The organism is Nocardia yamanashiensis (assembly GCF_021183565.1).
Classification (GTDB): domain Bacteria; phylum Actinomycetota; class Actinomycetes; order Mycobacteriales; family Mycobacteriaceae; genus Nocardia; species Nocardia yamanashiensis.
The window spans coordinates 6,299,693-6,326,681 of record NZ_CP089226.1 but is presented as its reverse complement, the minus strand read 5'-3'; the positions used below and the strand labels follow the sequence as shown (position 1 = coordinate 6,326,681).

Below are 26,989 nucleotides of genomic sequence, written 5' to 3'. Positions count from 1 at the left end.
GTCAGCACGAGTTGATGCTGACCCCTGATCAGCCTCGCATCACCATCGGCCGCTCCCCGCAGGCCGATCTTTCGCTGTTCTGGGACGTCGAGGTGTCCCGGCTGCACGCCACCGCCGAATACCTGGGCCCGCACTGGACCATCGTCGACGACGGGCTGTCCCGCAACGGCACCTTCGTCAACGGCGATCGCCTGGTCGGCCGCCATCGGCTGCAGCCCGGCGATGTCATCCGGATGGGCACCTCGCGCATCACCTATCACGACTTCAGCGGCGCCGCAGGCGATATCACGCAGACCTCCACCGGCGGCCTGCCCACCCTGCGCTCGCTCACCGAAACCCAGCGCTCGGTGCTGGTGGCGCTGTGCCGACCGCTGCGCGGCAACGACGGGTTCGCCTCGCCGGCCTCCAATCAGCAGATCGCGGCCGAGCTGTTCCTGAGCGTGGACGCCATCAAGACGCATCTGCGCGCGCTGTTCGCCAAGTTCGGCGTGGAGGATCTGCCGCAGAACGCCAAGCGGGTACAGCTGGCGAATCTGGCGCTGCGCTCCGGCGTGATCTCCGAACGCGACCTGTGAGACGGAAGCTCATGCGCGTGAGCTTCTGAGCGATGGAGAGTGCGGAGCCGCAGCGGTTGACTGGAAGTCATTGATCCCCCGAAGATTTCGGCGGGGAACAGACCCAGTCAGGAGATAGTCAAATGTTCGCACTTCGCATGGCCGCTCTGGTCGCCGCGACGCTTACGACCGGTCTGATCGCCGGAGTGTTCTACGCCTACGCGACCTCGGTGATGGGTGCCCTGCATCAGTCGGACGACCGCACTTTCGTCGACGTGATGCAGAAGATCAACGTGGTCATCATCAACCCGTGGTTCATGATCGGCTTCATGGGAACCGTCGGGTTCAGCATCCTGGCGGCCGCCCTGCATCTGGGCAAAGACGTTCGCACCGTGCTGATCTGGACGGTGGCGGCGCTGGTCATCAATATCATCGCCTTCGGGATCACCTCGGGGCTGAACGTGCCGCTGAACGACCAGCTGGCCGCGGCCGGCGATGTCGGGCAGATCGGCGATATCGCCGCGGTGCGGGCGCAGTTCGAGGATTCCTGGGTGCGCTGGAACGTGCTGCGGGCCATCCTGCACACGCTGGCCTTCCTGGTGCTGATGGGCGCCCTGTTCGTGGCCGGTGTGCAGCACGGCAAGTCGCAGAACTCGGCCGCCGCCGCGCCGGTGGGTGCGGTGGCCGGTGGCCCGCAGTTCGGCCAGGCGGCCGCGCCGTACGGCCAGGCGCCGGTGCAGCAGCCGGGTCAGGCGCCGCTGCAGCCGGGGCAGAACTGGAACCGCTGAATTCGAGCAGGAAACATGCGCTCCGCCCTTCCGGGCGGGGCGCATTTTTCCTGTGTGCGTAACACGTTGTAATAGTTACTCGCCGGTACGCCCCCGAACTGCCCGATGCTCCGGCTACCTTGTCCGGAACGCGTTCTAGTTTTGGAGGGGTTCATGCGACGTATGCTGCGGCGTACGCCGGGATCGATGCTGATCTTGGTGATACTGGCGGGGTTATGGACGGCCGCGGCCGGTACCGCGCGGGCCGAATACCCGGTGGTCTACAACTTCTTCGCCGGCATCCCCTACGAGCTCGCGAATCCCGGTGGCTCCCTGCCCGGTTCGAACGACTGGAACTGCAAACCCACCGCCGCCCACCCCGATCCCGTCGTGCTGGTGCACGGCACCGCCGGTGGGGCACAGACCAATTGGGGCGCGTACGCCCCGCTGCTGGCCAACGAGGGCTACTGCGTCTACTCGCTGACCTACGGCGCTCTCGACGTCCCCTGGCCGCTGAACGCCATGGGCGGCATGCAACCGATCGAGACCAGCGGCCTGCAGCTGGCGTCCTTCGTGGCCCGGGTCCGGGCCGCGACCGGCGCGGACAAGGTCGACTTCGTCGCCCATTCGCAGGGCAATATCGTCGCCCAGTACTTCATCAAGCGGCTCGGCGGCTCCGGGCACGTCGGGAACTTCATCGCCATCGCCGCACCCTGGCTCGGCACCTACGGCGATCAGATGAAGGCCGTGCGCGCCTTCTCCACGGCGCTCGGCGTCTCGAACGTCGACGCCCTGCTCGGCGGCGGCGTCTGCACCCCCTGCACCCAGATGACCGGCGGCGCGGACTTCATGACCGCGCTCAACGCGGACGGCATCTACGACCCGACCGTCTCCTACACCAACATCATCGGCATCTACGACGAACTGGTGGTGCCCTACTCGATCGGGGTCGTCGAAGCGCCGAACGCGGTCAACCACGTGGTGCAGGACGGTTGCCCCATCGATTACTCCGATCACCTGGCCATCGCCGGCAGCTGGCGCTCGGCCGCCTTTGCCCTGAACGGTCTCGATCCGGAACATCAGCGTGATGTGCCGTGCGGGTTCGTGGCCCCCTTCACCGGGTAATCATTCGAGCAGACGGGTTTGTTCGCTGTGGGCGTAGCCGGGTCGGAAACGATCCCGGCTACAGCCCCGTTATGACCTAATGACTCGTGTTGTCGCTGGTTCGCAATAGGGTGGACGGGCGACGTGCGTGACCCCCGACAACTAGAGTGGAGTCGGGGGAAGCAACCCCAGGGCTTCATGGCAGGCTGACGCACAGTCGGGTACTGAAGCGCCGGATGCCGTTGACAGCGGAGCAGGAAGTGAGGGAGCGATGTTCGAGAGGTTCACCGACCGCGCTAGGCGGGTCGTCGTTCTGGCACAAGAAGAGGCCAGGATGCTCAACCACAACTACATCGGCACCGAGCACATCCTGCTGGGTCTGATTCATGAGGGTGAAGGCGTCGCCGCCAAGTCGCTGGAGTCGCTGGGCATTTCGCTCGAAGGCGTGCGGTCGCAGGTCGAGGAGATCATCGGGCAGGGCCAGCAGGCCCCGTCGGGTCACATTCCCTTCACCCCGCGCGCCAAGAAGGTGCTCGAGCTGTCGCTGCGCGAAGCGCTGCAGCTGGGCCACAACTACATCGGCACCGAGCACATCCTGCTCGGCCTGATCCGCGAGGGTGAGGGCGTCGCGGCGCAGGTGCTGGTCAAGCTGGGCGCGGACCTGAACCGCGTGCGCCAGCAGGTGATTCAGCTGCTGTCCGGGTACCAGGGCGGTAAGGAAGCCGTGGAGTCGGGCACCCGTGGCGAGGCCGGGACGCCGTCCACCTCGCTGGTGCTGGATCAGTTCGGCCGCAACCTGACGCAGGCCGCCCTCGAAGGCAAGCTGGACCCGGTCATCGGCCGCTCGAAGGAAATCGAGCGCGTGATGCAGGTGCTCTCGCGCCGTACCAAGAACAACCCCGTCCTGATCGGCGAGCCCGGTGTCGGTAAGACCGCCGTGGTCGAGGGCCTGGCGCAGGCCATCGTCAACGGCGAGGTGCCGGAGACGCTGAAGGACAAGCAGCTCTACACCCTCGACCTGGGTTCCCTGGTCGCGGGCAGCCGCTACCGCGGTGATTTCGAAGAGCGCCTGAAGAAGGTGCTCAAGGAGATCAACACCCGCGGCGACATCATCCTGTTCATCGACGAGCTGCACACGCTCGTGGGTGCGGGTGCCGCCGAGGGCGCCATCGACGCGGCCTCGATCCTGAAGCCGAAGCTGGCTCGCGGTGAGCTGCAGACCATCGGTGCGACCACCCTCGACGAGTACCGCAAGTACATCGAGAAGGACGCCGCGCTGGAGCGCCGGTTCCAGCCGGTGCAGGTCGGCGAGCCGACGGTCGAGCACACCATCAATATCCTCAAGGGCCTGCGCGACCGGTACGAGGCGCACCACCGCGTCTCCATCACCGACTCCGCGCTGGTGGCGGCGGCGACGCTGGCCGACCGGTACATCAACGACCGGTTCCTGCCGGACAAGGCCATCGACCTCATCGACGAGGCGGGCGCGCGCATGCGCATCCGCCGGATGACCGCGCCGCCGGACCTGCGCGAATTCGACGACAAGATCGCCGACGCCCGCCGCGAGAAGGAAAGCGCCATCGACGCGCAGGACTTCGAGAAGGCCGCGCGCCTGCGCGACAAGGAGAAGCAGCTCGTCGCCAAGCGGGCCGAGCGCGAAAAGCAGTGGCGCTCCGGTGATCTGGACGTCGTGGCCGAGGTCGACGACGAGCAGATCGCGGAGGTGCTGGCCAACTGGACCGGTATCCCGGTGTTCAAGCTCACCGAGGAGGAGACCACCCGTCTGCTCCGCATGGAGGACGAGCTGCACCGCCGGATCATCGGCCAGGAGGACGCGGTCAAGGCCGTGTCCAAGGCCATCCGCCGTACGCGCGCCGGTCTGAAGGATCCGAAGCGTCCCTCGGGCTCGTTCATCTTCGCCGGTCCGTCCGGTGTCGGTAAGACCGAGCTGTCCAAGGCGCTGGCGAACTTCCTGTTCGGCGACGACGACGCGCTCATCCAGATCGACATGGGCGAGTTCCACGACCGCTTCACCGCTTCGCGGCTCTTCGGCGCCCCTCCGGGCTACGTCGGCTACGAAGAGGGCGGCCAGCTCACCGAGAAGGTGCGCCGCAAGCCGTTCTCGGTCGTGCTCTTCGACGAGATCGAGAAGGCCCACCAGGAGATCTACAACACCCTGTTGCAGGTCCTGGAGGACGGTCGTCTCACCGACGGCCAGGGTCGCACGGTCGACTTCAAGAACACCGTGCTGATCTTCACCTCGAACCTCGGCACCCAGGACATCTCGAAGGCCGTGGGCTTGGGCTTCACCCAGAGCAATGTCGAGGGCTCGAACTACGAGCGCATGAAGCAGAAGGTCAACGACGAGCTGAAGAAGCACTTCCGCCCGGAGTTCCTGAACCGTATCGACGACGTGATCGTCTTCCACCAGCTGACCAGCGAGCAGATCGTGCAGATGGTGGACCTGATGATCGGCCGCGTCGCCACGCAGCTGCGGAACAAGGACATGGAGATCGAGCTGACCCCGCAGGCCAAGAGCCTGCTGGCCAAGCGCGGTTTCGATCCGGTGCTCGGCGCCCGCCCGCTGCGTCGCACCATCCAGCGCGAGATCGAGGACCAGCTGTCGGAGAAGATCCTCTTCGGCGAACTGGGCGCCGGTCAGGTCGTGGTGGTCGACGTGGAAGGCTGGGACGGCGAAGGCCAGGGCGAGAACGCCAAGTTCACGTTCACGGCCAAGGCCAAGCTGACCAAGAAGGACGAGGCCGCCGAGGACAAGCCGGTCGTCGCCCTCGCGGGTGATGCCGCGGCCGCCTCGGGCGAGTAGTCCGAAAGGTCCAGCGAGACAACGGAAGCCCCGCACACCACTCCGGTGTGCGGGGCTTCCGCAGTCCCGGCCTGAGCTCCCGGGTAGCGCAGGTCAGCGGAAACGGGCCAGCACGGGAGCCATGGGCCGGGCGAGTTCGGCGGGGACCAGCAGTTCGTCGATGCCGTATTTCTCGCGGCGGTATTCCAGCAGTTCGGCGGCCGCCCCCGGATCGGCGGGCAGCAGCGCGGCGGAGTCGGCCGCCCGCAACTGTTCGATGGTCACGCCCAGGTGCTTGGACATGAAATAGGGCAGCTGCTCGCCGATCCCCACCAATTGCAGACTGAAGGCGATCGGCCGGTCGGTGTGATCGCGCACGGTGGCCACGATGCCGGCCAGCTCCTGTTCGGTGGCCGCGGGCTGGACGGCCAGGTGGATGCGGTCGGCGAGTTCGGCGGCGGTGGCCAGCATGCGCGGCCCGGAGGCGGCGAGCACGATCGGCGGCGCGGGTCGCACCGTCGCGCGCACGGCCGCGATGACGTCCACCAGCTGCTGTCGCCGCTGCCCGGCGGAACCCCAAGGCACCCCGAGCTTTTCGGCCTCGCCGGCGGCGTCCGGACGGCCGGAGCCGAGTCCGAGTTCGAACCGGCCGTCCGAGAGCAATTGCAGCGCGGACACTTCGCGGGCGGTGGCGGCGGGAGTGCGCATGGGGGCGGCCAGGACGTTGGGGCGCAATCGGATCCGCTCGGTGACGGCGGCCGCGGCGGCCAGGGCGGGCAGGGGCGAGGGGGTGTAGAGGGTGTCGGGGAGCAGCAGGACCGAATAGCCCTGCGCTTCCGCGTCCTGGGCGGTGCGCACCCATTCGGAACCGGATCGAGGGGCGGTGACTAGGCCGAAGTTCATGCTCATGCTTCGAGCATGCGCGGGGCGGATTGTCGGGGAATCTGTTTGCGGACGGTATCTCGACTACGTCCGGGTACGTACGGGCGTCAACGGGGATAGACCGAATCCGCCGGTCCTGCAAGGAAAAGACACGGTGGGCCGTAAGCGCCCGGTCGTACCGTCGGGGTCGTTCACATGGCCGAATCGCAAGGGTTGAAACCGATGACGAATCCGAATCTCACGCTGATCGCGGTACTGCTGGACCGTTCCGGGTCGATGCAGTCCATCAAGTCCGATACCGAGGGCGGCTTCGCGGCCTACATGCAGGAACAGCGCGATTCCGCGGGCCGCGACGAGATCGTCGAGGTGACCCTGGCCCAGTTCGACACCGAATACGACCTGGTCTACGCCAATCGCCCACTGCCCGCGGTCCCGCCGCTGCAACTGCAACCGCGCGGCATGACCGCCCTGTACGACGCCGTCGGCCGCCTGATCACCGATGTGGGCGCGGAACTCGCCGCCCGCCCGGAGTCCGCCCGCCCCGGCACCGTCGTGGTGGTGGTCCTCACCGACGGCCACGAGAACTCCAGCAAGGAATGGACGCATCCGGCCGTCCGCGCCCTGATCACCCAGCAGCAGGACGTCTACAACTGGAACTTCCTGTTCCTGGGCGCGAACATGGACGCCGTCTCGATCGGCACCGCCATGGGTTTCGCCCCGCAGCAGTCCATCACCTATGCCGCGGGCGCACAGGGTGTTTCGAACGTCTTCCGGGCCGCCTCACGCAATACCTCGGATCTGAAATCCCAGCGGCACATGCGTGCCCGGGCGCGCCGCGGCTTCACCGATCAGGAACGCCACGAATCCAATCCCGGCAGCTGATTCACTGCCAGCCCGGCCGCACCAGCCCCGATTCGTAGGCCATGACGACCAGCTGGGTGCGGTCCCGGGCATTGAGCTTCAACAGGATCCGGCTGACGTGGGTGCGTGCGGTGGCGGGACTCATGAACAGCCGCTCGGCGATCTCGGCATTGGTGAGTCCTTCGGCGACCAGCGCCATGACCTCGCGTTCCCGGTCGGTGAGTTCGGAGAGTTCCGCCGCCGGTGCGGGTTTGGCGTGCGTGGCGAATTCGGCGACCAGGCGGCGGGTGACGCTGGGGGAGAGCAGCGCGTCACCGCCCGCCACCACCCGAATGGCTTTGATCAGATCGGCGGGTTCGGTGTGCTTCACCAGGAACCCGGTGGCCCCGGCGCGCATCGCCTCGAAGACGTATTCGTCGAGCTCGAAGGTGGTCAGCACGACCACCTTCACGCCGGTGAGCGCGGTATCGGCGGCAATGGCACGGGTGGCGGCCAGCCCGTCGAGCACCGGCATACGGATGTCCATCAGCACCACGTCGGGTGCGTGTTCGCGCGCCAGCCGCAGCGCCTGCTCACCGTTGTCGGCCTCGCCGACCACCTCGATATCGTCCTGGGCATCGAGCAGCGCCACGAATCCCGCCCGCACCAGCGCCTGATCGTCGGCGATCACCACTCGAATGCTCAAGGCCCGTCCTTCCTGTCGAATATCGAAGCTACGCAGCCGGTTCCGGCCGGGCCAGATGGGTGGGCAGCCGGGCCGTCACCCGGAATCCACCGTCCACCTTCGGTTCCGCCGAGAGCTGCCCGCCCAGCGCCCGCACCCGTTCGGTCATCCCGGTGATCCCGTGCCCGCCGCTGGAAGCCGGCGCCGGCGCCCGCGTGGGCTTGGTGTTGTCGATGGTCAATTGCAGCCGATCGGCCGAACAGTTCAGCGTGACAAGCACACTCGCGCCGGGTGCGTGCCGCACCACATTGGTCAGCGACTCCTGCACGATCCGCGCCGCCGCCACATCCACCACGGCGGGCAGCCGCTGCCGCGCCCCCGTCACCGCCGTGTGCACCACCAGCCCGGCGGCCCGCGCGGGCGCGGTGAGACTGTCGAGATCGGTAATGCCCACGGTGGGCGCGGTCGGCGCGGTGATGGTCCCCGCATTGCTGGTCCCCGCCCCCGCCCGGATGGACCGCAGCAGCGCGTGCACCTCGCCGAGCGCGTCCTTGCTCGCCGTCTTGATGGCCGCCAGCGCGGTGGCCGCCTGCTCCGGTTTGCGGTCGATGAGCTCCAGCGCCACCGAGGACTGCACATTGATCAGCGACAGGCTGTGCGCCAGCACATCGTGCAGTTCCCGCGCGATGGCCAGGCGTTCCTCGCTGGCGCGCTGTTCCCGTTCGGCGAGTTCCCGCGCCTGCTCGGCGTGTTCGCGTTCCCGTTCGGCCTGTTCGTTGCGCCGCGCCTCGTCCTCGCGTTCGCGCCGCGCCCGCACCGCCGCCCGCCGCTGTCGCAGCCCCTCGGCGATGGCCACCAGCACGACCAGCCATGCCAGCAGCCCGAATTCCTGCCACGCATCGGTGTCGTAGCCGCGCCATCCGGGCACCGGCCAGACCATCAGCAGATAGCCGACCGGCACCAAACCGTAGGTGTGCCAACGTGATCCACGCACCCCGGCGGTGAGGAACGCGATCACCAGCGAGATGAACACCGGTCCGTACCCGTACCCGGCGAGCATGAACGCGCACGTCGCCGCCAGCACGCCGTAGAACACCGCCAGCGGATACCGATCGCGCGCCAGTAGTAGCAGCGGCCCCGCCACCAGCAGCAGGTACCCGAGCACGTCCAGTTCCCGGATCCCGGTCTGATGCCGATTGGCCAGCGTGCCCGCCCCCGCTTGCACGACGGCGACGATCGCGGCGAGCGCGATATCCCACCGTCCGACTCGTCCCCCACTCGACTCCATAGCTGCACGGTAATGCCGTACACCCCCGGGCGGCAGCCGCTACGCCCGAAATACGTCTGGATACGTACGCCCGATCGCGCCCCGCGCCGGATGTTCCGCCGCAGGTAGGAGCGGATTCTGGAAGCCATGAACGAAGCAGCATCCGACAGCGTCGATCGTGAGCCCTCCGGGGTTACGCGGGCTGCCGCCTCCGGGCTCGACGCGACCGACGCGGTAGTCAGCACCGACCGGTTGACGAAACGCTACGGCTCCCACACCGCAGTGGACGCCGTGAGCATGAGCGTCCAGCGCGGTGAGATCTACGGTTTCCTCGGCCCGAACGGGGCGGGCAAGACCACCACCCTGCGCATGCTGGTCGGCCTGATCCGGCCGTCCGAGGGCGCCGCGACGGTGCTCGGGCAGCGGCCGGGCGATCCGGATACCTTGCGCCGCATAGGCGTTCTGATCGAAGGCCCCGGTTTCTACCCGTATCTCTCCGGTCGCGACAACCTCCGGGTGCTGGCCGAATACCGCGGGGCCGGCCGCGCGGAGGTGGAGCAGGTGCTCGGCCGGGTCAAGCTCACCGAGCGCGGCGACGACAAGTTCCGCACCTACTCGCTGGGCATGAAGCAGCGCCTGGGCGTGGCCGCGACCCTGCTCGGCCGTCCCGACCTGCTGATTCTCGACGAACCCACCAATGGTCTCGATCCGGCCGGCATGGCCGAGATGCGGGAGCTCATCACCGGTTTGGCCGCCGACGGGCACACCGTCGTGCTGTCCAGTCACCTGCTCAGCGAAGTGCAGGAGATCTGTGACCGCGTCGGCGTCATCTCCGGCGGGCGGCTGCTCACCGAGTCCACCGTGCGTGAACTGCGCGGCGCGGCATCGCTTTTCGTGCGCGCCGACCCGCTCGAGCTGGCTTTCCCGGCGGTGCGCCGGGTGGTCGGCGATCGATCCGCACTGCTGACCGCCACCGGCATCAGAGTCGACGCCGGTGCGGCAAAGGCGCCCGCGGTAGCGCGTGCGGTCATCGCGGCGGGCGCGGACCTGCTGGAACTGCGCAGCGACGAGAAATCGCTGGAAGAAGTGTTCTTCGAGATGACGGAGTCGGTGAAATGAGAGACCTGCTAGCCGCCACCCGGGCCGAACTGCTGCGCCTGCGCAAATGGCCCGCCTTCTGGATCGTACTGGGGACGTGGATCCTGTTGAATCTCACGTTCGCCTACCTGTTCAACTATCTGGCCTACACCACCGGCGACAGCGGCCGGATGTCCAATGGCCAGCCGCGAGAAGTGCTGTTGCAGTTGATGCTTCCGGCCGCCGTGCCCGAGGTGTTCACGCAGGGTATGGCCATGTTCGGCGGGGCGCTCATGCTGGTGCTCGGCGCGCTGGCCACCGGTAGCGGGTATGGCTGGGGCACCTGGAAAACCGTTCTCACCCAAGGGCCTTCGCGGGCCGCGGCGGTGGGCGGCGTGGTGGTGAGCCTGGCCGCGACGGTGGTGGCGCTGGTGCTGGTCGCCTTCGTCGTCGATACCGGGGTGGCGGCGCTGATCGCCTCGACCCAGGGGCAGTCCCTCGCCCTGCCGCCGGTGAGCCGTATGGTGCTCGGAATCGCCACCGGCACCGCGATTCTCGGTATGTGGACCCTCGCGGGGGCGGTGATCGGCGTGATCGCCCGAGGACCGGCGCTGGCCGTGGGCCTGGGCCTGGTCTGGGTATTGGTGGTGGAGAACCTGCTTCGAGGGGTAGCGGGCATCTTCTCACCCATCGAGGCGATCACCGATCATCTGCCCGGTACGGCCGCGGGCTCATTGGCCGGAGCCATGCGCACCACGGGCGGCCCCGCCACCCCCGGTGTGCTGGATGTGTTGAGCCGCAACGAGTCCCTGCTCACCCTCGCCGTCTACGTGGCGCTGTTCGTGGCCGGCACGGTATTCCTGATCCGCCGCCGCGATATGGCCTAACCGAAGACGCCGACGGCCAGTCTGCCGAGCGCGGTCTTGATCTCCTCCGAGGTCAGGCCGCGCTCGCGCTGCTGTCGGTAGACCTCCGCGGCGAGCGGAGCCAGCAGTGCGTCGGCCAGTGAATCGGGCTGCGGCACAGCGCCTTCGGTCAGCAGCGACCGCACGTGCACGACCCAGAACTGATAGGCCCCGGTCCGGAACCGGGCACTGCCGGCCTCCGCGCCGAGTACCAGGTTGGCGTGGGTATCCAGGAGTTCGACCATGGCGGCGTAGAAGGCGGCCAATCGCTGCGCGGGCGGCGCTCCGGGACCCAGCGGTGGCTCGCCGCGCAAAAGCTTTTCCTGCAAAGCCCTTTCGTGCTCGTCCAGCAGTGCGACGGCGATCGACCCCACATCCGGATACCGCCGATACAGCGTCCCCCGCCCCACACCGGCCGCCTTGGCGATGTCGTCCATGGTCACCGTGCGCGGATCGCGTGACCCGAACAGTTCGGTGGCGGCCGCCAGGATCTTGGCCCGATTGCGGGCGGCGTCGGCGCGTTCGACCGGCGCGGCGGGCGTCGAGAGATCGTTCAGCAGCGGTAGCCCGACGGGTTTCATGCAGCTCACTGTAGCCGTCACGGAATAAGTGGACAAGCTGTCCGGTTATCGCTATCGTTCGATTCATCAACCGGACACAATGTCCACTTGAATGGAGAACGTCATGCCGAACCTGCTGCACCTCGACGCCAGCGCCCGCCGCACCTCGATCAGCCGCGAGCTCAGCGGCGTGTTCGCCGACGCCTGGCGGGCCGAGCATCCGGACGGCGGCTACGTCTATCGCGACCTGGCGGCCGAGCCCGTCCCGTTCATCGGCGAGGCGTGGGCCGAACTCTGCGATCTGGTGCTGGCCCGGCTGCTCCCCGCCGGTCCGGGCAGCATCGACCTCGATCGGCTCCCGGAGCTGGTGAATTCCCCTGCGCAGCAAGCGGCTTGGGCCATTGTCGAACCGCTGTTGCGCGAGGTGCGCGCCGCCGACGTGGTGTTGGTCGGCACCCCGATGTACAACTACTCGATCCCGGCGGCGCTCAAGGCCTGGCTGGACCAGATCACCTTCCCGCGAATGTCGCTGGCCCCCAGCCGTTTCGTGGTGACCAGCGCCCGCGGCGGCGCGTACTCGCCCGGCGCGCCCAAGGCGATCTACGACTACCAGGAGCGCTACCTCCGCGACTTCTTCGCCGGCCATTTCGCCGTCGAGGACACCGTCTTCGTGCACGCGGAACTGGCCAACTCCCGCCAGGATCCCGGCCTGGCCCACCTGCGCGACAAGCACGACGCGTCCTATGCGGCGGCCCTGGAAGCGGCCCGCCGCCTCGGCAAGGAGTACTGAAATGAACTGGCTCATCCTCGGTTTGGCCGGCCTGGTGGAGATCGCGTGGTCGCAGTCCATCAAGCCGACCCAGAATTTCACCAAGCCGCTGGCCACCCTGATCTGCTTCGTGCTGGCCGCGGTCGCCGTCTACCTGCTCTCCTACGCCATGCAATCGCTCCCGGTCGGCACCGCCTACGCGGTCTTCACCGGCATCGGCGCGGTGGGCGCCATCGGCCTCGGCGTGATCGTGCAGAAGGACCCGCTCAGTGCGGGCCGGGTGCTCGCGCTGGCCATGATCGTCGGCGGCATAGTGCTGGCAAGGGTGACCAATCCCGAGTGACGTGCGCGCGGGGCGGTATCGTGCCGCCCCATGGACGTTGCGCCGATCCGGCCTCCCGACCTCTCCGCGCGGCCGTTCTTCCTGGCCACCGAGCGCATCATGGCGGCCTCGCCCGCCGAGCTCTACCGCATGTGCACCCAGCAGCTGTCGCTGTGGTTCGCCGATCCCGGATCGGTGCTCATGCGCCCCGCCGTCAACGAGCCGTTCTTCTTCACCGCCGGCGGCGGCCACCCCCACTACGGCCGCTTCTTGCGCCTTATCCCGGACCAATTGGTCGAATTGACCTGGGTGACCGGCCCCGGCGGCACCGAGGGCGTGGAAACCGTTCTCACCGTTGAATTCACCGACCACGGCGCCGGCACCGTCCTCCTCCTCACCCACGCCGGCTTCCCCAACGCCGCCTCCCGCGACCGCCACGAAAAGTCCTGGCCCCAGGTCCTCGAACAATTGGACCGCCGCACGGCTGTCGCAACTTCCTAGTAGCGTCAGCAAAGGTTCGCGGCCGTCTCGTTCTGGACTGAGTGGAGCGGGGGAGCGAAGCGGAGGAGCGGAGGGAGGGAAGAACGAGACATAAAGGCCGCGAACCCGCCCCGAAGCGAAGCGGAGGGGCAAATCCAACACAGAAAGGACAGTGATGCCTACACGTTCCGCACGCACCGCGTGGACCGGTGGTCTGCAGGACGGCTCGGGTCAGGTCGAGCTGGTCAGCTCCGGCGTCGGCAAGTACGACGTCTCGTTCCCGAAGCGTTCGGCCGACAATGCCGACGGCACCACCAGCCCCGAAGAGCTGATCGCCGCCGCGCATTCCTCCTGCTACTCGATGGCGCTCTCGGCCGAGATCGGCCGGGCGGGCGGCACTCCGGAAGCCCTGGACGTCACCGCTGATGTGACGCTCGGCCCGGATCCGGCCGGCGGTTTCCGTATCTCGAACATCAAGCTGACCGTGGTCGGCCGTGCTTCCGGCATCGACGCCGACGGTTTCCTGGCCGCCGCGCAGGCCGCCAAGGCGGGCTGCCCGGTCTCCAAGGCGCTCTCCGGTGTGGACAACATCGAACTGGACGCGACCTTCGAGTCCTGAGTCGCGAAGCCGGTACGCCGATAGTTTGCGAGGGATGGCCGGGGGCTAGTCCTTTCGGCTATTTCTCGCCCGGAACCGGGCTTTCGCCTCGAATCGCACCCACTTTCGGATCTAGCCTGGCAGTCGCTGCCAGTCGAGATCGCGAAGGTGGGTGTTTTTCATGAGTGGGCAGACAGCCGTCGAAACCGCCGTTACAGCGGATGCCAAGGGTTCGCTGCCGCGGGTGCTCGCGCTCGACGCGGCGCGCGGGATCGCGGTGCTGGGGATGTTCGCGGTGCACGTCGGACCGCAGGACGGCATGGCCGGGGCATCATGGCTGACGGTCTTCCAGGGCCGGTCCGCCGCGCTGTTCGCGGTGCTCGCAGGGGTGTCGCTGGCGCTGATGTCCGGCGGGGATCGCCCCTACTCCGGAATCGCGGCGCGCCGCACCAGGGTTCGCATCGCCGCGCGGGCACTGCTCATCGCGGTGCTGGGCATGGCGCTCGCGCTGGTGCCGTCCGGCATCGGCATCATGATCATCCTGACCTACTACGGCCTGTATTTCCTGCTCGCGCTACCACTGCTGCGGCTCTCCGCACGGACGCTGGCGCTGCTCGCGGCGGCGTGGGCGGTGGCGGGACCGATCCTGTCGTTCGTGCTCCGAAGCCATATGGACCAGAACACCTTCGGCGGCAGCCCGACCTTCGACATGCTCACCACGTGGGCGGGGTTGCGCGAGTTCGCCGAGATGCTGATTCTCACCGGCGGCTACCCGGCGCTGACCTGGATGCCGTTCGTGCTGGCCGGTCTGGCCCTGGGGCGCTTCGGGATTCGCCATATCCGGCCCGCCGCGGTGCTCGGCAGTGGTCTGGCACTGGCCGTGCTCGGCTACGGCGGTTCGTGGTTCGTGCAGCACGCGCTGGGCGGCCGGCAGCACCTGATCGATCTGCTGGCCCCGGTTTTCGCCGAATCGGGCACGGATTTCGAGCCGGGGCAGTTCCTCGACGCGTCCGGCCTCGGCGTCACCCCGACCACCAGCTGGTGGTGGCTGACCGTGGCGAATCCGCACAGCGGCACCCCGTTCGAGGTCTTCGGCGCGACGGGCGTGGCACTGCTGGTGATCGGAGCGCTATTGCTGCTCACCCCGCGCTTGGAACTGCTGCTGCGGCCCCTGATCGCCGCGGGGTCCTGCGCGCTGAGCCTGTACATCCTGCAGGTGCTGGCCGTGGGCATCCTGGTCCCGCTGCCGGATGCGGAATCCGATGCGATGCCGACCGGAATTCACGCCCCGGGCTGGGGCCTGCTGGCCATCCTGGCCCTCGGTTCACTGCTCCTGGCGACCCTGTGGCGCAGCGTATTCCGCCGCGGTCCGGCGGAGTGGCTGCTGCACAGGGTGACCATGGGCGTCACAGACCGGCTGGTACCCGATCGCGGCTAGCGAATTCGGTCAAGGCCGCGAAGGCCAGCCCGAGCGCCGCCCACAGCGTGGCGGTCTCGGCCAGCGACGCCACCCGGAACTGCCACAGCAGCGTCGCCGGGAAATCGTCCTTGACCTCGTTGATACCCGGCAGCGCCACGTATCCGACGGCGGTGACCGCCAGGAACGCCACCACGCCGCCGATGATCCGCACCGTATTCAGCTGCGTGCGAAGCAGTTTGAACACGTACACGCCCGCGCCCACGGCCGCGAAGCCGAGGATCACGACCGCCAGCCACAACCAGGTGCGCTGATTGATGGTGTCCGGATCGCCCACCGCGGGCGGATTGGCCGGGTACTTGAAGAACGGCACCGCGACAACGGCGAGCCAGCCACCCGCCGCCAGCCCGAGCGCCAGCTGCGGCCCGGACCATCGGGTATATCGCCGAGCCACATTGGCGGCCGTGGCCAGCAGTGCGCCCATGGCGATGCCGAACAGGCCCAATGCCAGGAACTGGCCGAACTTCTGACCGGTACGGCTCACGAGGGGTTCTTCCTCGTCACCGTGCGAATGCCCACCGGCCGACTCGGCCGCGCCATGGGCATCGGAATGCGTTCGGGATTGCGCTTCTTCGATGGCGATCGCCGCGTCCACCTTGGATTCCCCGATCAGGAAACCCACGGTGCCCGCCAGCAGGCCCGCGATGAGGCCGGCCAGCAGGCCGCGCAGCAAAAGCGTCTTGAGCGAACCCGCGAGGGGTTTGGTTTCGCTCAGTGACACGGGACGCCCAGCAGGTGCCGTCCGTCGTGCATCAGCTCGTGCATGTACATCCCCGTACGGGAGATGACGCCCTGATCGAAACCGACCAGGTACACGGTGAGCAGTGCGAGCAGAACGACAGCCGCGGAGATGAGCAGCGCGTTCAGCGCGTCACCACTCCGGCTGGGATTGTGGACGATGGCCATGCGAGTCCTCCTTGGGGATTTCGCGTCCCCCTCGAGTTGGGTTGCGACGGTGCCGGTGTCTGGCTTTTCCGGCACCCACCCCGAACTCGGGACTTGTGCGTGGATAACAGTGGCGCGACCGCCCCGGAATCACACCGGGTTACACGTCACCATCGCTTACTTCACTCCGAAGAGTGACATCCCCGCTGGCCCGGCGTCAATACGGGGTCTATCAGGCGTTCTTGCCGGTGACGTCGAGGACGACCTCGAACTCCAGCAGCGACGCACCGGTGGACACCGGCTTGCGGGCCTCGCCGGCGTGCGCTTCGCGGGCCGGGCCGTCGCGCCAGGCTTCGAAGGATTCGTTGGAATCCCACTGCGTGACAACGAAATAGCGATTGTCGCCGGAGACCGGGCGGAGCAGCTGGAAGCCCAGGAAGCCGGGGGAGTTCTCCACGGCGTGCGCGCGGGCCGCGAAGCGCTTCTCCAATTCGGGGCCGGCGCCCTCGGGAACCTCGATTGCGTTGATCTTGACTACTGCCATGGGAGCGAGGCTACCCCGCCCTGTCTCAGCCCCGACCTGCCGTTTGCCCATAGATTGATCATGTGTTGTATGACGAAGGCGGCGCCGGCGTGCCGATCCTGCTCCTGCACGGGTTGATGGGCAGTGCTCGGACCTGGGATTCCCAATTGGATTGGATCCGCGAGTTCGGGCACGTGTACACCTTCGACGCGGCGGGGCACGGGCGGCCCGCACCGGCCGAGCTGACCACCGAGGCCTTCGTGGCGGATCTGGCCGCGGCCACGGCGGCTATCGCCGAACCCATGGTGGTGATCGGGCATTCGATGGGCGGCCTGCACGGGTGGATGTTCACCGCGGCGCATCCGGAGCGGGTGCGGGCGCTGGTGGTCGAGGACATCGCACCGGATTTCCGGGGCCGGACCGCGGCGGATTGGGCGGCCGTGATTTCGGCTTGGCCGCAACCGTTTCCGTCCGAGGAGGCGGTGCTGGAGTTCTTCGGTCCGGTGGCGGGGCGGTATTTCCTGGCCTCTTTCATCAAGGGGCCGGACGGGTTCCGGCTGCACGGTGACATACCGACCTTCCGGGACATTTCCGAGGAATGGGGGAGCCGGGACTTCTGGGCGCAGTGGAAATCCATCACCGTGCCCGCGCTGCTGCTCGAGGGCGAGCACACCATCACCCCGCCGGGGCAGATGGCGGAGATGGCGGCCGTGCATCCCGGCGCCCGGCACGTGGTCATCGCCGATGCCGGGCACCTGGTCCACGACGACCAACCCGCCGCCTACCGGGCCGAAGTCGAGGCTTTCCTGCGGCGCGTCCTCGATTGAAGGCGGGTGCCTTCAGTCTCCGCGCGCGCCCGTCGTATGCTCGGCTCGACGCATCCCAGAGTGAATGGTGACCACCGATGATCGACTTCACGATTCCTGCCGAACTCGCCGCCGAACGCGATCGGGTTCGCCAGTTCGTCATCGACAAGATCGTCCCCTTCGAGCGCGACCCGCGCCTGACCGCGCACGGGCCCAATGACGAATTGCGCCAGGAACTGGTCGAATTGGCGCGCGCCGAGAACCTGCTGACCGTGCAGGCGCCCAAGGAACTGGGCGGTCGCGGGCTGACCCACGTCGAACAGGCCGTGCTGTACGAGGCGTCCGGCTGGTCGACCCTGGGCCCGGTCGCCATGAACTGCGCCGCGCCCGACGAGGGCAATATGTTCCTGCTCTCCAAGATCGCGAACCCGGAGCAGACCAAGCAGTACCTGCAGCCGGTCATCGACGGCCACCAGCGCTCGGTCTTCGCCATGACCGAACCCGGCGGCGCGGGCTCGGACCCCAACCAGCTCGCGACCGAAGCCGTGTTCGACGGCGAGAACTTCACCATCAACGGGCGCAAATGGCTGATCACCGGCGCCGACGGGGCCAAGACCTGGATCATCATGGCCCGCCTGGCCGCCAACCCGCACCTGCCCGAGGGGCCGACGCTGTTCCTGTGCGACGGCGACGCCGAGGGCATCGTCATCGAGCGGATCATGAACACCATGGACCGCAACTATGTCGGCGGGCATGCGGTCGTGAACTTCGAGAACCTGGTGCTGCCGCGCGAATCCGTGCTCGGCGAGACCGGGCAGGCGCTGCGGTACGCCCAGTTGCGGCTGGCTCCGGCGCGTTTGACGCACTGCATGCGCTGGCTGGGCGCGGCCGAGCGGGCGCAGGCCATCGCCGTCGACTACGCCAAGACCCGGACTGCCTTCGGCAAGACCATCGGTGAGCATCAGGGCGTGTCGTTCATGTTGGCGGACAACGAGATCGCGCTGCACCAGTGCCGGCTGACCATCTGGCATGCCTGCTGGCTGATGGATCAGGGCGAGAAGGCGCGGCACGAATCCTCGATCGCCAAGTCCTACGTCTCCGAGGAACTGTTCAAGGTCACCGACCGCTGCGTTCAGGTGCTCGGCGGCATCGGCATCTCCGACGAGACCGTGGTCGAAATGATCTTCCGCGACATGCGCGCGTTCCGCCTCTACGACGGCCCCACCGAGGTCCACAAATACGCCATCGGCCGCAAACTGCTCCGCGGATAGCACAACTCTCGTAACTCTCAGGGGCTTCGCCCCCGAACCCCTGGGAGCCGCGAGCCCACGTCTACCTGCCCGAAGGGGCGGGACAAGTCATAGTCACCGACTAGGATTCGCGAGCATGAGTTCGGAACTGCATGTTGATGTGTCCGGTGGGGTCGCGGTGCTCACGCTCAACCGGCCTGCCCAGCAGAACGCGCTCACACCCGCCATGGCGTCGGAACTCGGTGCGGCGCTACGTCGCTGCGACAATGACGACGCCATCGGCGCGGTGGTGATCACCGGGACGCCGCCGGCCTTCTGCGCGGGGGCCGATCTGTCGTTGAAGGTCGGCGAGGTCAACGGGTTGATCGATCCGCCGCCCTTCCGGATTCGCAAGCCGGTCATCGCGGCCGTGAACGGGCATGCGGTCGGCATCGGGCTGACCATCGCCTTGCAGTGCGATCTGCGGTATATCGCTCGCGATGCCGTTTACGCGCTGAACCAGGTGCGCCGCGGCGCGCTGGCCGACGGCTACGCGCACTGGACCCTGCCCCGCCTGATCGGCAGCGCCAATGCCGCCGACCTGTTGCTGACCGGCCGCACCTTCGACGGTGACGAAGCCCGCGCGCTCGGCATCGCCAATGCCTGCCTGCCCGCCACCGAAGTGCTGCCCACCGCGCTGGAAGTCGCGCACGACATCGCCCACGGCTCGGCCCCGCTCCCGGTCGCACTCTCCAAGCGCCTGCTCTGGGAAGCCCCGACCATGACCCCGGAAACCGTCGGCCGCCTGGAAACCGAACTCAACGACTACGTGGCCAAATCCACCGACGGCGGCGAAGGCGTAGCCGCCCTCAAGGACCGCCGCCAGCCCAAATGGACCGGCACCGTCAGCACCGAATGGCCCGCCTGGGACGCCGTCACCGACGGCAAACGTCCCGGTTTGGACTGACCCTCAGGCATTCCCGCCGATGATCATCAGGATGAACAGGATGGCGAGGGCGATCATCCACAGTGTGCCGATGATGCCGAGCACGTAGCCCACCATCACCTGCACGCGGCCGCCGTAGGCGCCGCCGGATGCCTCGATATCGTTCAGGGCCCGCCGCCCGAGCACCCAGGCCACCGGCCCGAGCACCCCGCAACAGAACAGACTGAGCACGCCGAGCAGCAACACCGTCGTCGCATGCTCGTGCTCAACAGGTGCGCCGATCGGCTGCTCAGGGATGACCACCGTGCGATTTTACGTTCGCAAGCCCCGACTCGGCAGGCTGACGCGCGGTGTTCGCTTGCGCGACACCGTTTCTGGACGATCGACTACCTGATTCCCGGCCAAAGCCCGCCGGGATGACGAATTCGCGGCCCGCCGGGATCGGCGAGTTCGGTCCTACTTGCGCCGCTGCCGCGCCACTTCCGCGAGCACCACGCCCGCCGCGACGGAGGCGTTCAGCGATTCCACCGGCCCCGCCATCGGAATGCTCAGGATCGAATCGCAGTTCTCGCGCACCAGCCGCGAGAGCCCCTTGCCCTCGGATCCGACCACGATGACCGTCGGTGCGCTGCCGTCGAATTCGTCGAGGGTGGTGTCCCCGCCCGCGTCCAGGCCCACGATCTGGTACCCCTGGCTCGCCCAATCCTTCAGCGTGCGAGTCAGATTCGTGGCCCGCGCCACGGGCAGCCGCGCCGCCGCGCCCGCACTGGTCCGCCACGCCACCGCGGTCACGCTGGCGCTGCGCCGCTGCGGGATCACCACGCCCTGCCCGCCGAACGCCGCCACCGAACGGATCACCGCGCCCAGATTGCGCGGATCGGTGATGTTGTCCATGGCGACCAGCAGCGCCGGTTCCGCGCTCTGCTTGACCCGGTCCACCAGATCGTCCGGATGCGCGTACTTGTACGGCGGCACCTGCAGCCCGAGTCCCTGGTGCAGCCCGTTGTGGCTCATCTTGTCCAGGTCGGTGCGCGGCACCTCGAGAATCGAGATCCCGGTCTCGGCCGCGATCTTCACGGCCTCGCTGAGCCGGTCGTCGTTCTCGGTGCCCACCGCCACGTACAGCGCGGTCGCCGGCACTCCGGCGCGCAGGCATTCCACGACCGGATTGCGCCCGAGCACCAGCTCCGGCCCGTCGCTGTCCTTACGGCCCGCCAGCGGCCGGCTCGCATTGCGGGACCGGGTGGTCGCGGCGGCGTTCTCCGCCTTCGCCTTGGCCTTGGCCTTCTTGGCGGCCGCGTGGTACGGCCGGTCCACCGCCGCCGGGGTCGCGCCCTTGCCCTCGAGCCCGCGGCGGCGCTTGCCGCCGGACCCGACGACCTGCCCCTTCTTGGTGCCCGACTTACGCACCGCGCCGCGCCGTGCCGAATTCCCTGCCATCACTTCGCCTTCCGTATCACGCGGGAAACCCGCACTCGCCGGTCACGGGAGAACCCGCGCTCCGTCGATCACTGCGGGAAACCTGCATCCGGTCGGCGCAGCGAAACGGCTGCGCCCCTGTCAATCCGCGCTGCCCGGGGGCAGCACCTCCACTGTCCGGCCGCACGCGGCGACCGAACCTCACCCGTTCCGCCCGGGGGCGGAAAGTTCACTTGTCCTTCGTCAACGTCCACTCCGCACCCTGCGCGGTGTCCGTGACCTCGACGCCCGCGGCCTTGAGCCGGTCGCGGACCGCGTCGGCGGTGGCCCAGTCCTTGTCCTTGCGGGCCTGCTGACGCCGTTCGAGTTCGGCCCCGATGAGCACGTCCAGGGCCGCGATGGCCGAGGTGTCGTCGGCCGGGGTCACCCAGTGCGCGTCCAGCGGATCGACCCCGAGAATGCCGAGCATGGCCCGCACCTGACCGGCCAGCGTGCGCGCGGCCTCGAGGTCGCCGGCTTCGACGGCCTTGTTGCCCTCGTGCACCACGTGATGGATCTCGGCCAGCGCCTTGGGCACCCCGAGGTCCTCGTTCAGGGCTTCGGCGAAGGCGTCGGTCCAAGTGCCGATCGGGATCTCCCCGGCCCGCTCGCGCACCCGCTCGACGAACGCCTCGATCCGCTGGTACGAGGTCGCGGCCTCGGCCAGCGCCTTGTCCGAGTACTCCAGCATGGACCGGTAGTGCGCGCTGCCCAGGTAGTAGCGCAGCTCCACGGCCCGGACCCGTTGCAGCACATTGGGAATGGAGAGCACATTGCCCAGCGACTTGGACATCTTCTCGCCGCTCATGGTCACCCAGCCGTTGTGCAGCCAGTACCGGGCGAACCCGTCCCCGGCCGCCTGTGACTGGGCGATCTCGTTCTCGTGATGCGGGAAGATCAAATCCATACCGCCGCAATGGATGTCGAATTCCGCGCCGAGATAGAACTCGGCCATGGCGGAGCATTCCAGATGCCAGCCCGGGCGGCCCGGACCCCACGGCGACGGCCAGCTCGGCTCACCCGGCTTGGCGGCCTTCCACAGCGTGAAATCGCGCGGATCCTTCTTACCGGTCCCGGCGCTCTCCCCCTGGTGCACGTCGTCGAGTTTGTGCCCCGACAATTTCCCGTAATCCGGGAAACTCAGCACATCGAAATACACGTTCCCGTCGGACGGGTAGGCGTGGCCGCGCTCGATGAGCCGTTCCATCATCTGCACCATCTGGGTGATATGCCCGGTGGCCCGCGGTCCGGCGGACGGCGGCAGCACGCCCAGGGCCTCGTACGCGCGGTCGAAGGCGCGTTCATGGGTGGCGGCCCATTCCCACCACGGGCGGCCGTGTTCGGCGGCCTTGTTCAGAATCTTGTCGTCGATATCGGTGACATTGCGAATGAAGGCGACGTCGAATCCATTGGCGGCCAGCCAGCGTCGCAGGACGTCGAACGCGACGCCGCTGCGCACATGGCCGATATGCGGTTCCCCCTGGACGGTCGCGCCGCACAGGTACACCGAGGCATGACCGGGGACCAGCGGCGTGAAGTCACGCAAGGTCCTTGTCTCGGTGTCGAAAAGGCGCAGAGTCACGACAGAGCATCCTAGCTGTTGAGATATAGCGGATTACGGGCGGATACGGCTTCGAGGTCGGCCGCGAACAGGTTTTTACTCGAATCGGTTTCTGGACCGAGGGCGTATCAGGACCGACAACAGAGCAGGGCGGTCGCCACCGAGGCGATGCCCTCGCCGCGGCCGGTGAGTCCCAGGCCGTCGGTGGTGGTGCCGGAGACCGACACGGGTGCGCCCAGGATCTCGCCCAGCACCTGCTGTGCCTCGGCCCGGCGCGGACCGATCTTGGGACGATTCCCGATTACTTGTACAGCCGCATTGACAATCGTGAAGCCGGCCTCGTCCAGCAGCCGCCGGACTTCCTTCAGCATGGCCGCCCCGGACACGCCTTCCCACTCCGGTTTCCCGGTGCCGAAGACCGCGCCCACATCGCCCAGACCTGCGGCGGAGAGCAGCGCGTCGCACAGCGCGTGGGCGGCGACATCGCCGTCGGAGTGGCCTTCGCAGCCGCTGTCGCCGTCGAACAGCAGGCCCGCCATCCAGCAGGGGCGGCCGGGCTGGATCGGATGCACGTCGGAGCCGATGCCCACGCGCATCGAGGCGGGATCGATCACGGCGCAGTCACCGCCTCGCGTGTCCGGTCAAGGGTGCTGACGGTGTCGGCGGTATCACGCTGGGCGGCAAGCGTATTGGCCAAGATCAGATCGAGCGGTGTCGTGATCTTGAAGGCGAGGGTGTCTCCGGGCACGGTGCGCACGATAGCGCCCAGCAGTTCGACCAGGCCCGCGTCATCGGTCGCCTGGGTATCGGTGGCATAGGCCGAGCGCAGGAGTGCGGCATCGAAGCCTTGCGGAGTCTGGATCGCGCGGAGTGCGGAACGGTCGGGCGTGCCGGTCACCGCACCCGCGGCGTCCACGGATTTGATGGTGTCCGAAACGGGCAGCCCCGGCACCACGGCCTGCGCCCCGGCACGCAATTCGTCCACCACGCGCGTGATGAGCGCGGGCGGGGTGAGGGCGCGGGCGGCGTCGTGGACCAGCACGTAGGTGGCGTCCGGTGCGGCGGCCAGCCCGGCGCGCACGGAATCGGTGCGCTCGGCGCCCCCGGGCACGACGTGCACGGGGGTCGGGGTGTCGGGCAGCAGGGCGCGGGTCTCGGCGACGAGTTCGGCGGGCACCATAACCACAACCTCGTCGACGGACCCGGAATCGATCAGGCCCTGCACCGCCAATGCGAGCATGGGACTGCCGCCGACGTGGACGAACGCCTTCGGTTTGTTTTCACCGAGGCGAACACCCATGCCGGCGGCAGGAACCAGTGCGACGACACGAGAGTCGCCGGCTGATCTGTTCACGGTCAGGACGCCGCGGCGAGAACCTCGTCCAGCAGGGTCTCGGCCTTCACGTCGTCGGTACCTTCCGCGAGCGCGAGCTCACCGACGAGGATCTGCCGAGCCTTGGCCAGCATGCGCTTCTCACCGGCGGACAGGCCGCGGTCCTGCTCCCGGCGCCACAGGTCACGAACGACCTCGGCCACCTTGTTCACATCGCCGGAGGCGAGCTTCTCGAGGTTGGCCTTGTAGCGGCGAGACCAGTTGGTGGGCTCTTCGGTGTGCGGAGCGCGCAGTACCTGGAAGACTCGATCCAAGCCCTCCTGGCCGACGACGTCGCGGACGCCGACGTATTCCGCGTTCTCAGCGGGAACCCGAACGGTCAGGTCGCCTTGTGCGACCTTCAGGACCAGATACTCCTTTTGTACACCCTTGATGGTGCGGGTTTCGATAGCTTCGATCAGCGCCGCTCCGTGGTGGGGGTAAACGACGGTGTCTCCGACCTTAAAAATCATGTGTCCCGTGCCCCTTTCGATGTTCACAGTTTAACATGCGACTCGGTAACGGCGCGATCAACGGCGCAGGTCAGGGCCACAACGAGGCGGCGGCGGGGGTTGACAGAACGCGATTCGTATGCATCCCGTTGTGCCATAAGGAGTTACAAACGGACGCATATGCGGGAGCGCTTCACGCATACGCGAGTGCGCACCTCCCATAAACGACATTGCATCCGCTGCGAACGCAACGACGCAAACTCGGAATCGATCATGTGGATGTGCGCACTCGATCATCACGCCCGGGCGCGCCCCGTGCGTCCCACCCACAACACCGCCCGCCTGTGTGGCGCGGCGAGACACGGATTACTCTCTTTGACTACTACTCTCCATAGTGGAGTGAGCCCGGTCGACATGGAGGACCCCGTGACTGCCCTGAAAGCCACCACTGCGTCGAAGAAGCGGCGGCGTGCCGTGACCGTTGCCGCACTCGCCGCGGGTGCGGTGCTCGCGCTGTCGGGTTGCGGTGCCGGTCAGATCTCGCAGACCGCGAGCCAGGTCGCGGCGGTCAACGGCAACGCGGCCAACGTCAGCAATATCGCGCTGCGCGACGTGCGCTTCCTGCTGCCGAAGACCGAGGAGTACAACAACGCCAAGGGCGGCAAGGCGGTGCTCGCCTTCAGCGCCGTCAATATGAGCGAGTACAAGACCGACGAGCTGGTCAGCATCACCACCGACCTGGGCCCGGTCAAGATCGCCTCCAAGGTCGAGATCAAGCCGCAGGCCACCGTGGTCGCCGACAAGGCCGAGGGCGCCGCCGCCAAGAAGGACGAGCACGGCGCGGCCGAGGCCGGGCACGACTCGCACGGCGCCACCACCTCCGCGGCCGCCCCCGCGTCGGAGAAGGTCGCCGACCCGGACGCCAAGCCGGTCCTGATCGAGGTCACCGGGCTGACCAAGGACGTCACCCCCGGCCTGACCTACCCGGTCACCTTCAACTTCAAGGACGCCGGCACCGTCGTCGTCAACGTCCCGGTCGACGCCGGCCCGGACCACCCGCGCCCGGAGCCCGTCTCCGCGGAGGGTGAGAGGAAGGGCGGCCACTGAGCCCCGCTCCACAGCCTCGATCGCGCCCCGCTTCGGAAACCGAAGCGGGGCGCGATCTTTTGCCGGGGGCGGGCTGCCCGGACCTGTCGGGGCGGCTGGTTAGGCTGCCCGCGTGGCCAAGGTGAAATCGCTGTATCGCTGTGCCGACTGCCAGCACGAGGTCGCCAAATGGGTGGGCCGGTGCCCGGAGTGCGGGGGCTGGGGGACCATCGAGGAGGTGGCGTCGTCCTCGGCCGCGGTGGCGGTGGGGCGGCGGGCCATGTTGCCGAGCACCGCGGCGGTGCCGATCACGGGGATCGACGCGAACAAGACGTTCGCCCGGTCGACGGGGGTTTCGGAGCTCGATCGAGTGCTCGGCGGCGGGATCATTCCCGGGTCCGTGGTGCTGCTCTCGGGCGAGCCGGGGGTGGGCAAGTCGACGCTGCTGCTCGAGGTGGCGCATCGGTGGGCGCGGGTGCGGGACGAGATCGCGCTGTACGTGACGGCCGAGGAATCGGCGGGGCAGGTGCGGCTGCGGGCGGACCGGACCGGTGCGGTGCACGAAAAGGTGTACCTGGCCGCGGAATCCGATCTGGGGACCATTCTGGGGCATGTGGAGCAGGTGAAACCCACACTGCTGGTGGTGGACTCGGTGCAGACCATGCTGGCCGCCGACGCGGACGGCGTGATCGGCGGCGTCACCCAGGTGCGATCGGTGACGGCGGCGCTCACCTCGCTGGCCAAGGCGAGCGGTATCGCGGTGCTGCTGGTCGGGCACGTCACCAAGGACGGCGCGGTGGCCGGTCCGCGCACCCTGGAGCATCTGGTGGACGTGGTGCTGCAGTTCGAGGGCGACAAGCATTCCTCGCTGCGCATGGTGCGCGGCATCAAGAACCGTTTCGGCAGCACCGACGAGGTCGGCTGTTTCGAGATGCGCGAGGCCGGCATCCACTGCGTGGACGATCCGTCGGGCCTGTTCCTGCATCACCGGGGCGCGGCCGTGCCGGGCACCGCGGTCACCGTCGCCATGGACGGCAAGCGGCCCATGCTCGGCGAGGTGCAGGGCCTGACCGTGGACACCCAGGCGCCCGCGCCGCGCCGCGCGGTGAGCGGCCTGGACTACAACCGGGTTTCGATGGTGCTGGCCGTGCTGCAGAGCCGCGGCGGGGTCTACGTGGGCAAGCAGGACGTGTACGCGGCCACCGTCGGCGGCATGCGGCTGGTGGAACCGGCGGCGGATCTGGCTGTCGCGCTTGCCATCGCGAGCGCGGGTATGGACCGGGCGCTGCCCAGCGGCATGGTGGTGCTCGGCGAGGTCGGGCTGGCGGGCGAGGTCCGGCAGGTGACCGGGCTGTCGCGGCGGCTGGCCGAGGCCGAGCGGCTGGGGTTCACCGAGGCGCTGGTGCCGCCCGGCGTGGACCGCGCCGGCCGCAGCATGACGCTGCGCGAGGTCGCGGATCTCGGTGCGGCGCTGGCCATCACCGGGCTGCGCGGGCGGCGGCGGGAACGGCCGCGCGAGGAATTGGCCGAATGACGATCGTGGCGGGGGCGAGCCGGAGAGGGCGCGGGTGATGGCGGGAC

At 68.1% G+C, this 26,989-nt stretch carries 30 protein-coding genes; 17 read left to right on the top strand and 13 right to left on the bottom strand.

The genetic code is table 11. The features are described from left to right. Nucleotides 1-14 precede the first annotated feature (14 nt). From LTV02_RS29250 to LTV02_RS29235, 4 genes are all read left to right on the top strand, one after another. A complete protein-coding gene (locus LTV02_RS29250; protein WP_233041740.1) occupies nt 15-575 on the top strand; it encodes an FHA domain-containing protein in 561 nt (186 codons plus the stop codon). A 122-nt stretch (nt 576-697) separates the two neighbouring features. Next, on the top strand, nt 698-1,342 hold the full coding sequence (locus LTV02_RS29245) for an anthrone oxygenase family protein (RefSeq protein WP_233035041.1): 645 nt from the start codon (nt 698-700) through the stop codon (nt 1,340-1,342). 153 nt (nt 1,343-1,495) lie between these two features. Continuing rightward, on the top strand, nt 1,496-2,446 hold the full coding sequence (locus LTV02_RS29240) for an esterase/lipase family protein (RefSeq protein ID WP_233035040.1): 951 nt from the start codon (nt 1,496-1,498) through the stop codon (nt 2,444-2,446). 250 nt (nt 2,447-2,696) lie between these two features. Beyond that, a complete protein-coding gene (locus LTV02_RS29235; RefSeq protein ID WP_067718752.1) occupies nt 2,697-5,249 on the top strand; it encodes an ATP-dependent Clp protease ATP-binding subunit in 2,553 nt (850 codons plus the stop codon). A 93-nt stretch (nt 5,250-5,342) separates the two neighbouring features. Here LTV02_RS29235 and LTV02_RS29230 read toward each other — a convergent pair whose 3' ends face one another. Then, nucleotides 5,343-6,137, bottom strand: a complete 795-nt coding sequence (locus tag LTV02_RS29230; protein ID WP_233035039.1) for an LLM class flavin-dependent oxidoreductase — start codon at nt 6,135-6,137, stop codon at nt 5,343-5,345. Nucleotides 6,138-6,332: 195 nt separating this feature from the next. Here LTV02_RS29230 and LTV02_RS29225 point away from each other — a divergent pair, with 195 nt between their 5' ends. Next, on the top strand, nt 6,333-6,992 hold the full coding sequence (locus tag LTV02_RS29225) for a vWA domain-containing protein (protein WP_233035038.1): 660 nt from the start codon (nt 6,333-6,335) through the stop codon (nt 6,990-6,992). 1 nt (nt 6,993) lies between these two features. Here LTV02_RS29225 and LTV02_RS29220 read toward each other — a convergent pair whose 3' ends face one another. Continuing rightward, nucleotides 6,994-7,656, bottom strand: a complete 663-nt coding sequence (locus tag LTV02_RS29220) for a response regulator transcription factor (protein WP_233035037.1) — start codon at nt 7,654-7,656, stop codon at nt 6,994-6,996. Between the two features lie 28 nt (nt 7,657-7,684). Beyond that, the gene (locus LTV02_RS29215) at nt 7,685-8,923 is read right to left on the bottom strand and encodes a sensor histidine kinase (RefSeq protein ID WP_233035036.1); all 1,239 of its coding nucleotides are present in this window, start codon (nt 8,921-8,923) and stop codon (nt 7,685-7,687) included. Nucleotides 8,924-9,049: 126 nt separating this feature from the next. Between LTV02_RS29215 and LTV02_RS29210 the strand changes: the two genes are divergently transcribed. Both LTV02_RS29210 and LTV02_RS29205 read left to right on the top strand, forming a co-directional pair. Further along, the gene (locus LTV02_RS29210; protein ID WP_233035035.1) at nt 9,050-10,021 is read left to right on the top strand and encodes an ABC transporter ATP-binding protein; all 972 of its coding nucleotides are present in this window, start codon (nt 9,050-9,052) and stop codon (nt 10,019-10,021) included. Then, nucleotides 10,018-10,866, top strand: coding sequence for an ABC transporter permease (locus tag LTV02_RS29205; RefSeq protein WP_233035034.1), 849 nt, complete (start codon nt 10,018-10,020; stop codon nt 10,864-10,866). The genes LTV02_RS29210 and LTV02_RS29205 overlap by 4 nt, the downstream gene beginning before the upstream one ends. Here the strand turns inward: LTV02_RS29205 and LTV02_RS29200 are convergent. Next, a complete protein-coding gene (locus LTV02_RS29200; RefSeq protein ID WP_233035033.1) occupies nt 10,863-11,465 on the bottom strand; it encodes a TetR/AcrR family transcriptional regulator in 603 nt (200 codons plus the stop codon). The genes LTV02_RS29205 and LTV02_RS29200 overlap by 4 nt on opposite strands. A 103-nt stretch (nt 11,466-11,568) precedes the next feature. Here LTV02_RS29200 and LTV02_RS29195 point away from each other — a divergent pair, with 103 nt between their 5' ends. The 5 genes from LTV02_RS29195 to LTV02_RS29175 all read left to right on the top strand — a co-directional run bounded on the left by LTV02_RS29195 (nt 11,569) and on the right by LTV02_RS29175 (nt 15,051). Beyond that, a complete protein-coding gene (locus tag LTV02_RS29195; RefSeq protein WP_233035032.1) occupies nt 11,569-12,234 on the top strand; it encodes an FMN-dependent NADH-azoreductase in 666 nt (221 codons plus the stop codon). Between the two features lies 1 nt (nt 12,235). Further along, the gene (locus LTV02_RS29190) at nt 12,236-12,556 is read left to right on the top strand and encodes a DMT family transporter (RefSeq protein ID WP_067718762.1); all 321 of its coding nucleotides are present in this window, start codon (nt 12,236-12,238) and stop codon (nt 12,554-12,556) included. Nucleotides 12,557-12,586: 30 nt separating this feature from the next. After that, nucleotides 12,587-13,036: an SRPBCC family protein gene (locus LTV02_RS29185; protein ID WP_233035031.1), complete on the top strand. Its 450-nt coding sequence runs from the start codon at nt 12,587-12,589 to the stop codon at nt 13,034-13,036. Between the two features lie 154 nt (nt 13,037-13,190). Continuing rightward, nucleotides 13,191-13,634: an OsmC family peroxiredoxin gene (locus tag LTV02_RS29180; protein WP_067718772.1), complete on the top strand. Its 444-nt coding sequence runs from the start codon at nt 13,191-13,193 to the stop codon at nt 13,632-13,634. Nucleotides 13,635-13,794: 160 nt separating this feature from the next. Continuing rightward, a complete protein-coding gene (locus LTV02_RS29175; protein ID WP_233035030.1) occupies nt 13,795-15,051 on the top strand; it encodes a DUF418 domain-containing protein in 1,257 nt (418 codons plus the stop codon). Here LTV02_RS29175 and LTV02_RS29170 read toward each other — a convergent pair. The 3 genes from LTV02_RS29170 to LTV02_RS29160 all read right to left on the bottom strand — a co-directional run bounded on the left by LTV02_RS29170 (nt 15,020) and on the right by LTV02_RS29160 (nt 16,519). Next, nucleotides 15,020-15,811 (bottom strand): CbtA family protein, encoded by a 792-nt coding sequence (locus LTV02_RS29170; RefSeq protein WP_233035029.1) that lies wholly within the window; start codon nt 15,809-15,811, stop codon nt 15,020-15,022. The two genes, LTV02_RS29175 and LTV02_RS29170, sit on opposite strands and share 32 nt — an antisense overlap. Beyond that, a complete protein-coding gene (locus LTV02_RS29165; protein WP_233035028.1) occupies nt 15,802-15,996 on the bottom strand; it encodes a CbtB domain-containing protein in 195 nt (64 codons plus the stop codon). Before LTV02_RS29165 ends, LTV02_RS29170 begins: the two co-directional genes overlap by 10 nt. A gap of 211 nt (nt 15,997-16,207) precedes the next feature. Continuing rightward, on the bottom strand, nt 16,208-16,519 hold the full coding sequence (locus tag LTV02_RS29160) for an antibiotic biosynthesis monooxygenase family protein (protein ID WP_067718780.1): 312 nt from the start codon (nt 16,517-16,519) through the stop codon (nt 16,208-16,210). A gap of 62 nt (nt 16,520-16,581) precedes the next feature. Between LTV02_RS29160 and LTV02_RS29155 the strand changes: the two genes are divergently transcribed. The 3 genes from LTV02_RS29155 to LTV02_RS29145 all read left to right on the top strand — a co-directional run bounded on the left by LTV02_RS29155 (nt 16,582) and on the right by LTV02_RS29145 (nt 19,500). Next, nucleotides 16,582-17,325 carry an alpha/beta fold hydrolase gene (locus LTV02_RS29155; RefSeq protein ID WP_233035027.1) on the top strand — a complete coding sequence of 248 codons (744 nt, stop codon included), beginning with the start codon at nt 16,582-16,584 and terminating at the stop codon, nt 17,323-17,325. Nucleotides 17,326-17,402: 77 nt separating this feature from the next. After that, nucleotides 17,403-18,575 carry an acyl-CoA dehydrogenase family protein gene (locus LTV02_RS29150; protein ID WP_067718786.1) on the top strand — a complete coding sequence of 391 codons (1,173 nt, stop codon included), beginning with the start codon at nt 17,403-17,405 and terminating at the stop codon, nt 18,573-18,575. 115 nt (nt 18,576-18,690) lie between these two features. Then, complete coding sequence (locus tag LTV02_RS29145; RefSeq protein WP_067718788.1) at nt 18,691-19,500, top strand: enoyl-CoA hydratase/isomerase family protein; 810 nt, start codon at nt 18,691-18,693, stop codon at nt 19,498-19,500. A 3-nt stretch (nt 19,501-19,503) separates the two neighbouring features. On the opposite strand, the gene LTV02_RS29140 is transcribed toward LTV02_RS29145, so the two are convergent. From LTV02_RS29140 to carD, 6 genes are all read right to left on the bottom strand, one after another. Further along, nucleotides 19,504-19,782 (bottom strand): DUF4190 domain-containing protein, encoded by a 279-nt coding sequence (locus LTV02_RS29140; RefSeq protein WP_233035026.1) that lies wholly within the window; start codon nt 19,780-19,782, stop codon nt 19,504-19,506. A gap of 153 nt (nt 19,783-19,935) precedes the next feature. Next, complete coding sequence (gene rlmB, locus LTV02_RS29135; protein WP_067718793.1) at nt 19,936-20,919, bottom strand: 23S rRNA (guanosine(2251)-2'-O)-methyltransferase RlmB; 984 nt, start codon at nt 20,917-20,919, stop codon at nt 19,936-19,938. 208 nt (nt 20,920-21,127) lie between these two features. Further along, nucleotides 21,128-22,519 (bottom strand): cysteine--tRNA ligase, encoded by a 1,392-nt coding sequence (gene cysS, locus LTV02_RS29130; RefSeq protein ID WP_233035025.1) that lies wholly within the window; start codon nt 22,517-22,519, stop codon nt 21,128-21,130. Between the two features lie 107 nt (nt 22,520-22,626). Then, nucleotides 22,627-23,094, bottom strand: coding sequence for a 2-C-methyl-D-erythritol 2,4-cyclodiphosphate synthase (gene ispF, locus LTV02_RS29125; RefSeq protein ID WP_067719073.1), 468 nt, complete (start codon nt 23,092-23,094; stop codon nt 22,627-22,629). 14 nt (nt 23,095-23,108) lie between these two features. Further along, nucleotides 23,109-23,798, bottom strand: coding sequence for a 2-C-methyl-D-erythritol 4-phosphate cytidylyltransferase (gene ispD, locus LTV02_RS29120; RefSeq protein WP_233035024.1), 690 nt, complete (start codon nt 23,796-23,798; stop codon nt 23,109-23,111). Nucleotides 23,799-23,854: 56 nt separating this feature from the next. Further along, nucleotides 23,855-24,343, bottom strand: a complete 489-nt coding sequence (gene carD, locus LTV02_RS29115) for an RNA polymerase-binding transcription factor CarD (protein WP_019931623.1) — start codon at nt 24,341-24,343, stop codon at nt 23,855-23,857. A gap of 405 nt (nt 24,344-24,748) precedes the next feature. Between carD and LTV02_RS29110 the strand changes: the two genes are divergently transcribed. Both LTV02_RS29110 and radA read left to right on the top strand, forming a co-directional pair. After that, a complete protein-coding gene (locus tag LTV02_RS29110; RefSeq protein ID WP_233035023.1) occupies nt 24,749-25,429 on the top strand; it encodes a copper chaperone PCu(A)C in 681 nt (226 codons plus the stop codon). 112 nt (nt 25,430-25,541) lie between these two features. Further along, complete coding sequence (gene radA, locus LTV02_RS29105; protein WP_233035022.1) at nt 25,542-26,942, top strand: DNA repair protein RadA; 1,401 nt, start codon at nt 25,542-25,544, stop codon at nt 26,940-26,942. The last annotated feature ends 47 nt before the right edge of the window (nt 26,943-26,989 follow it).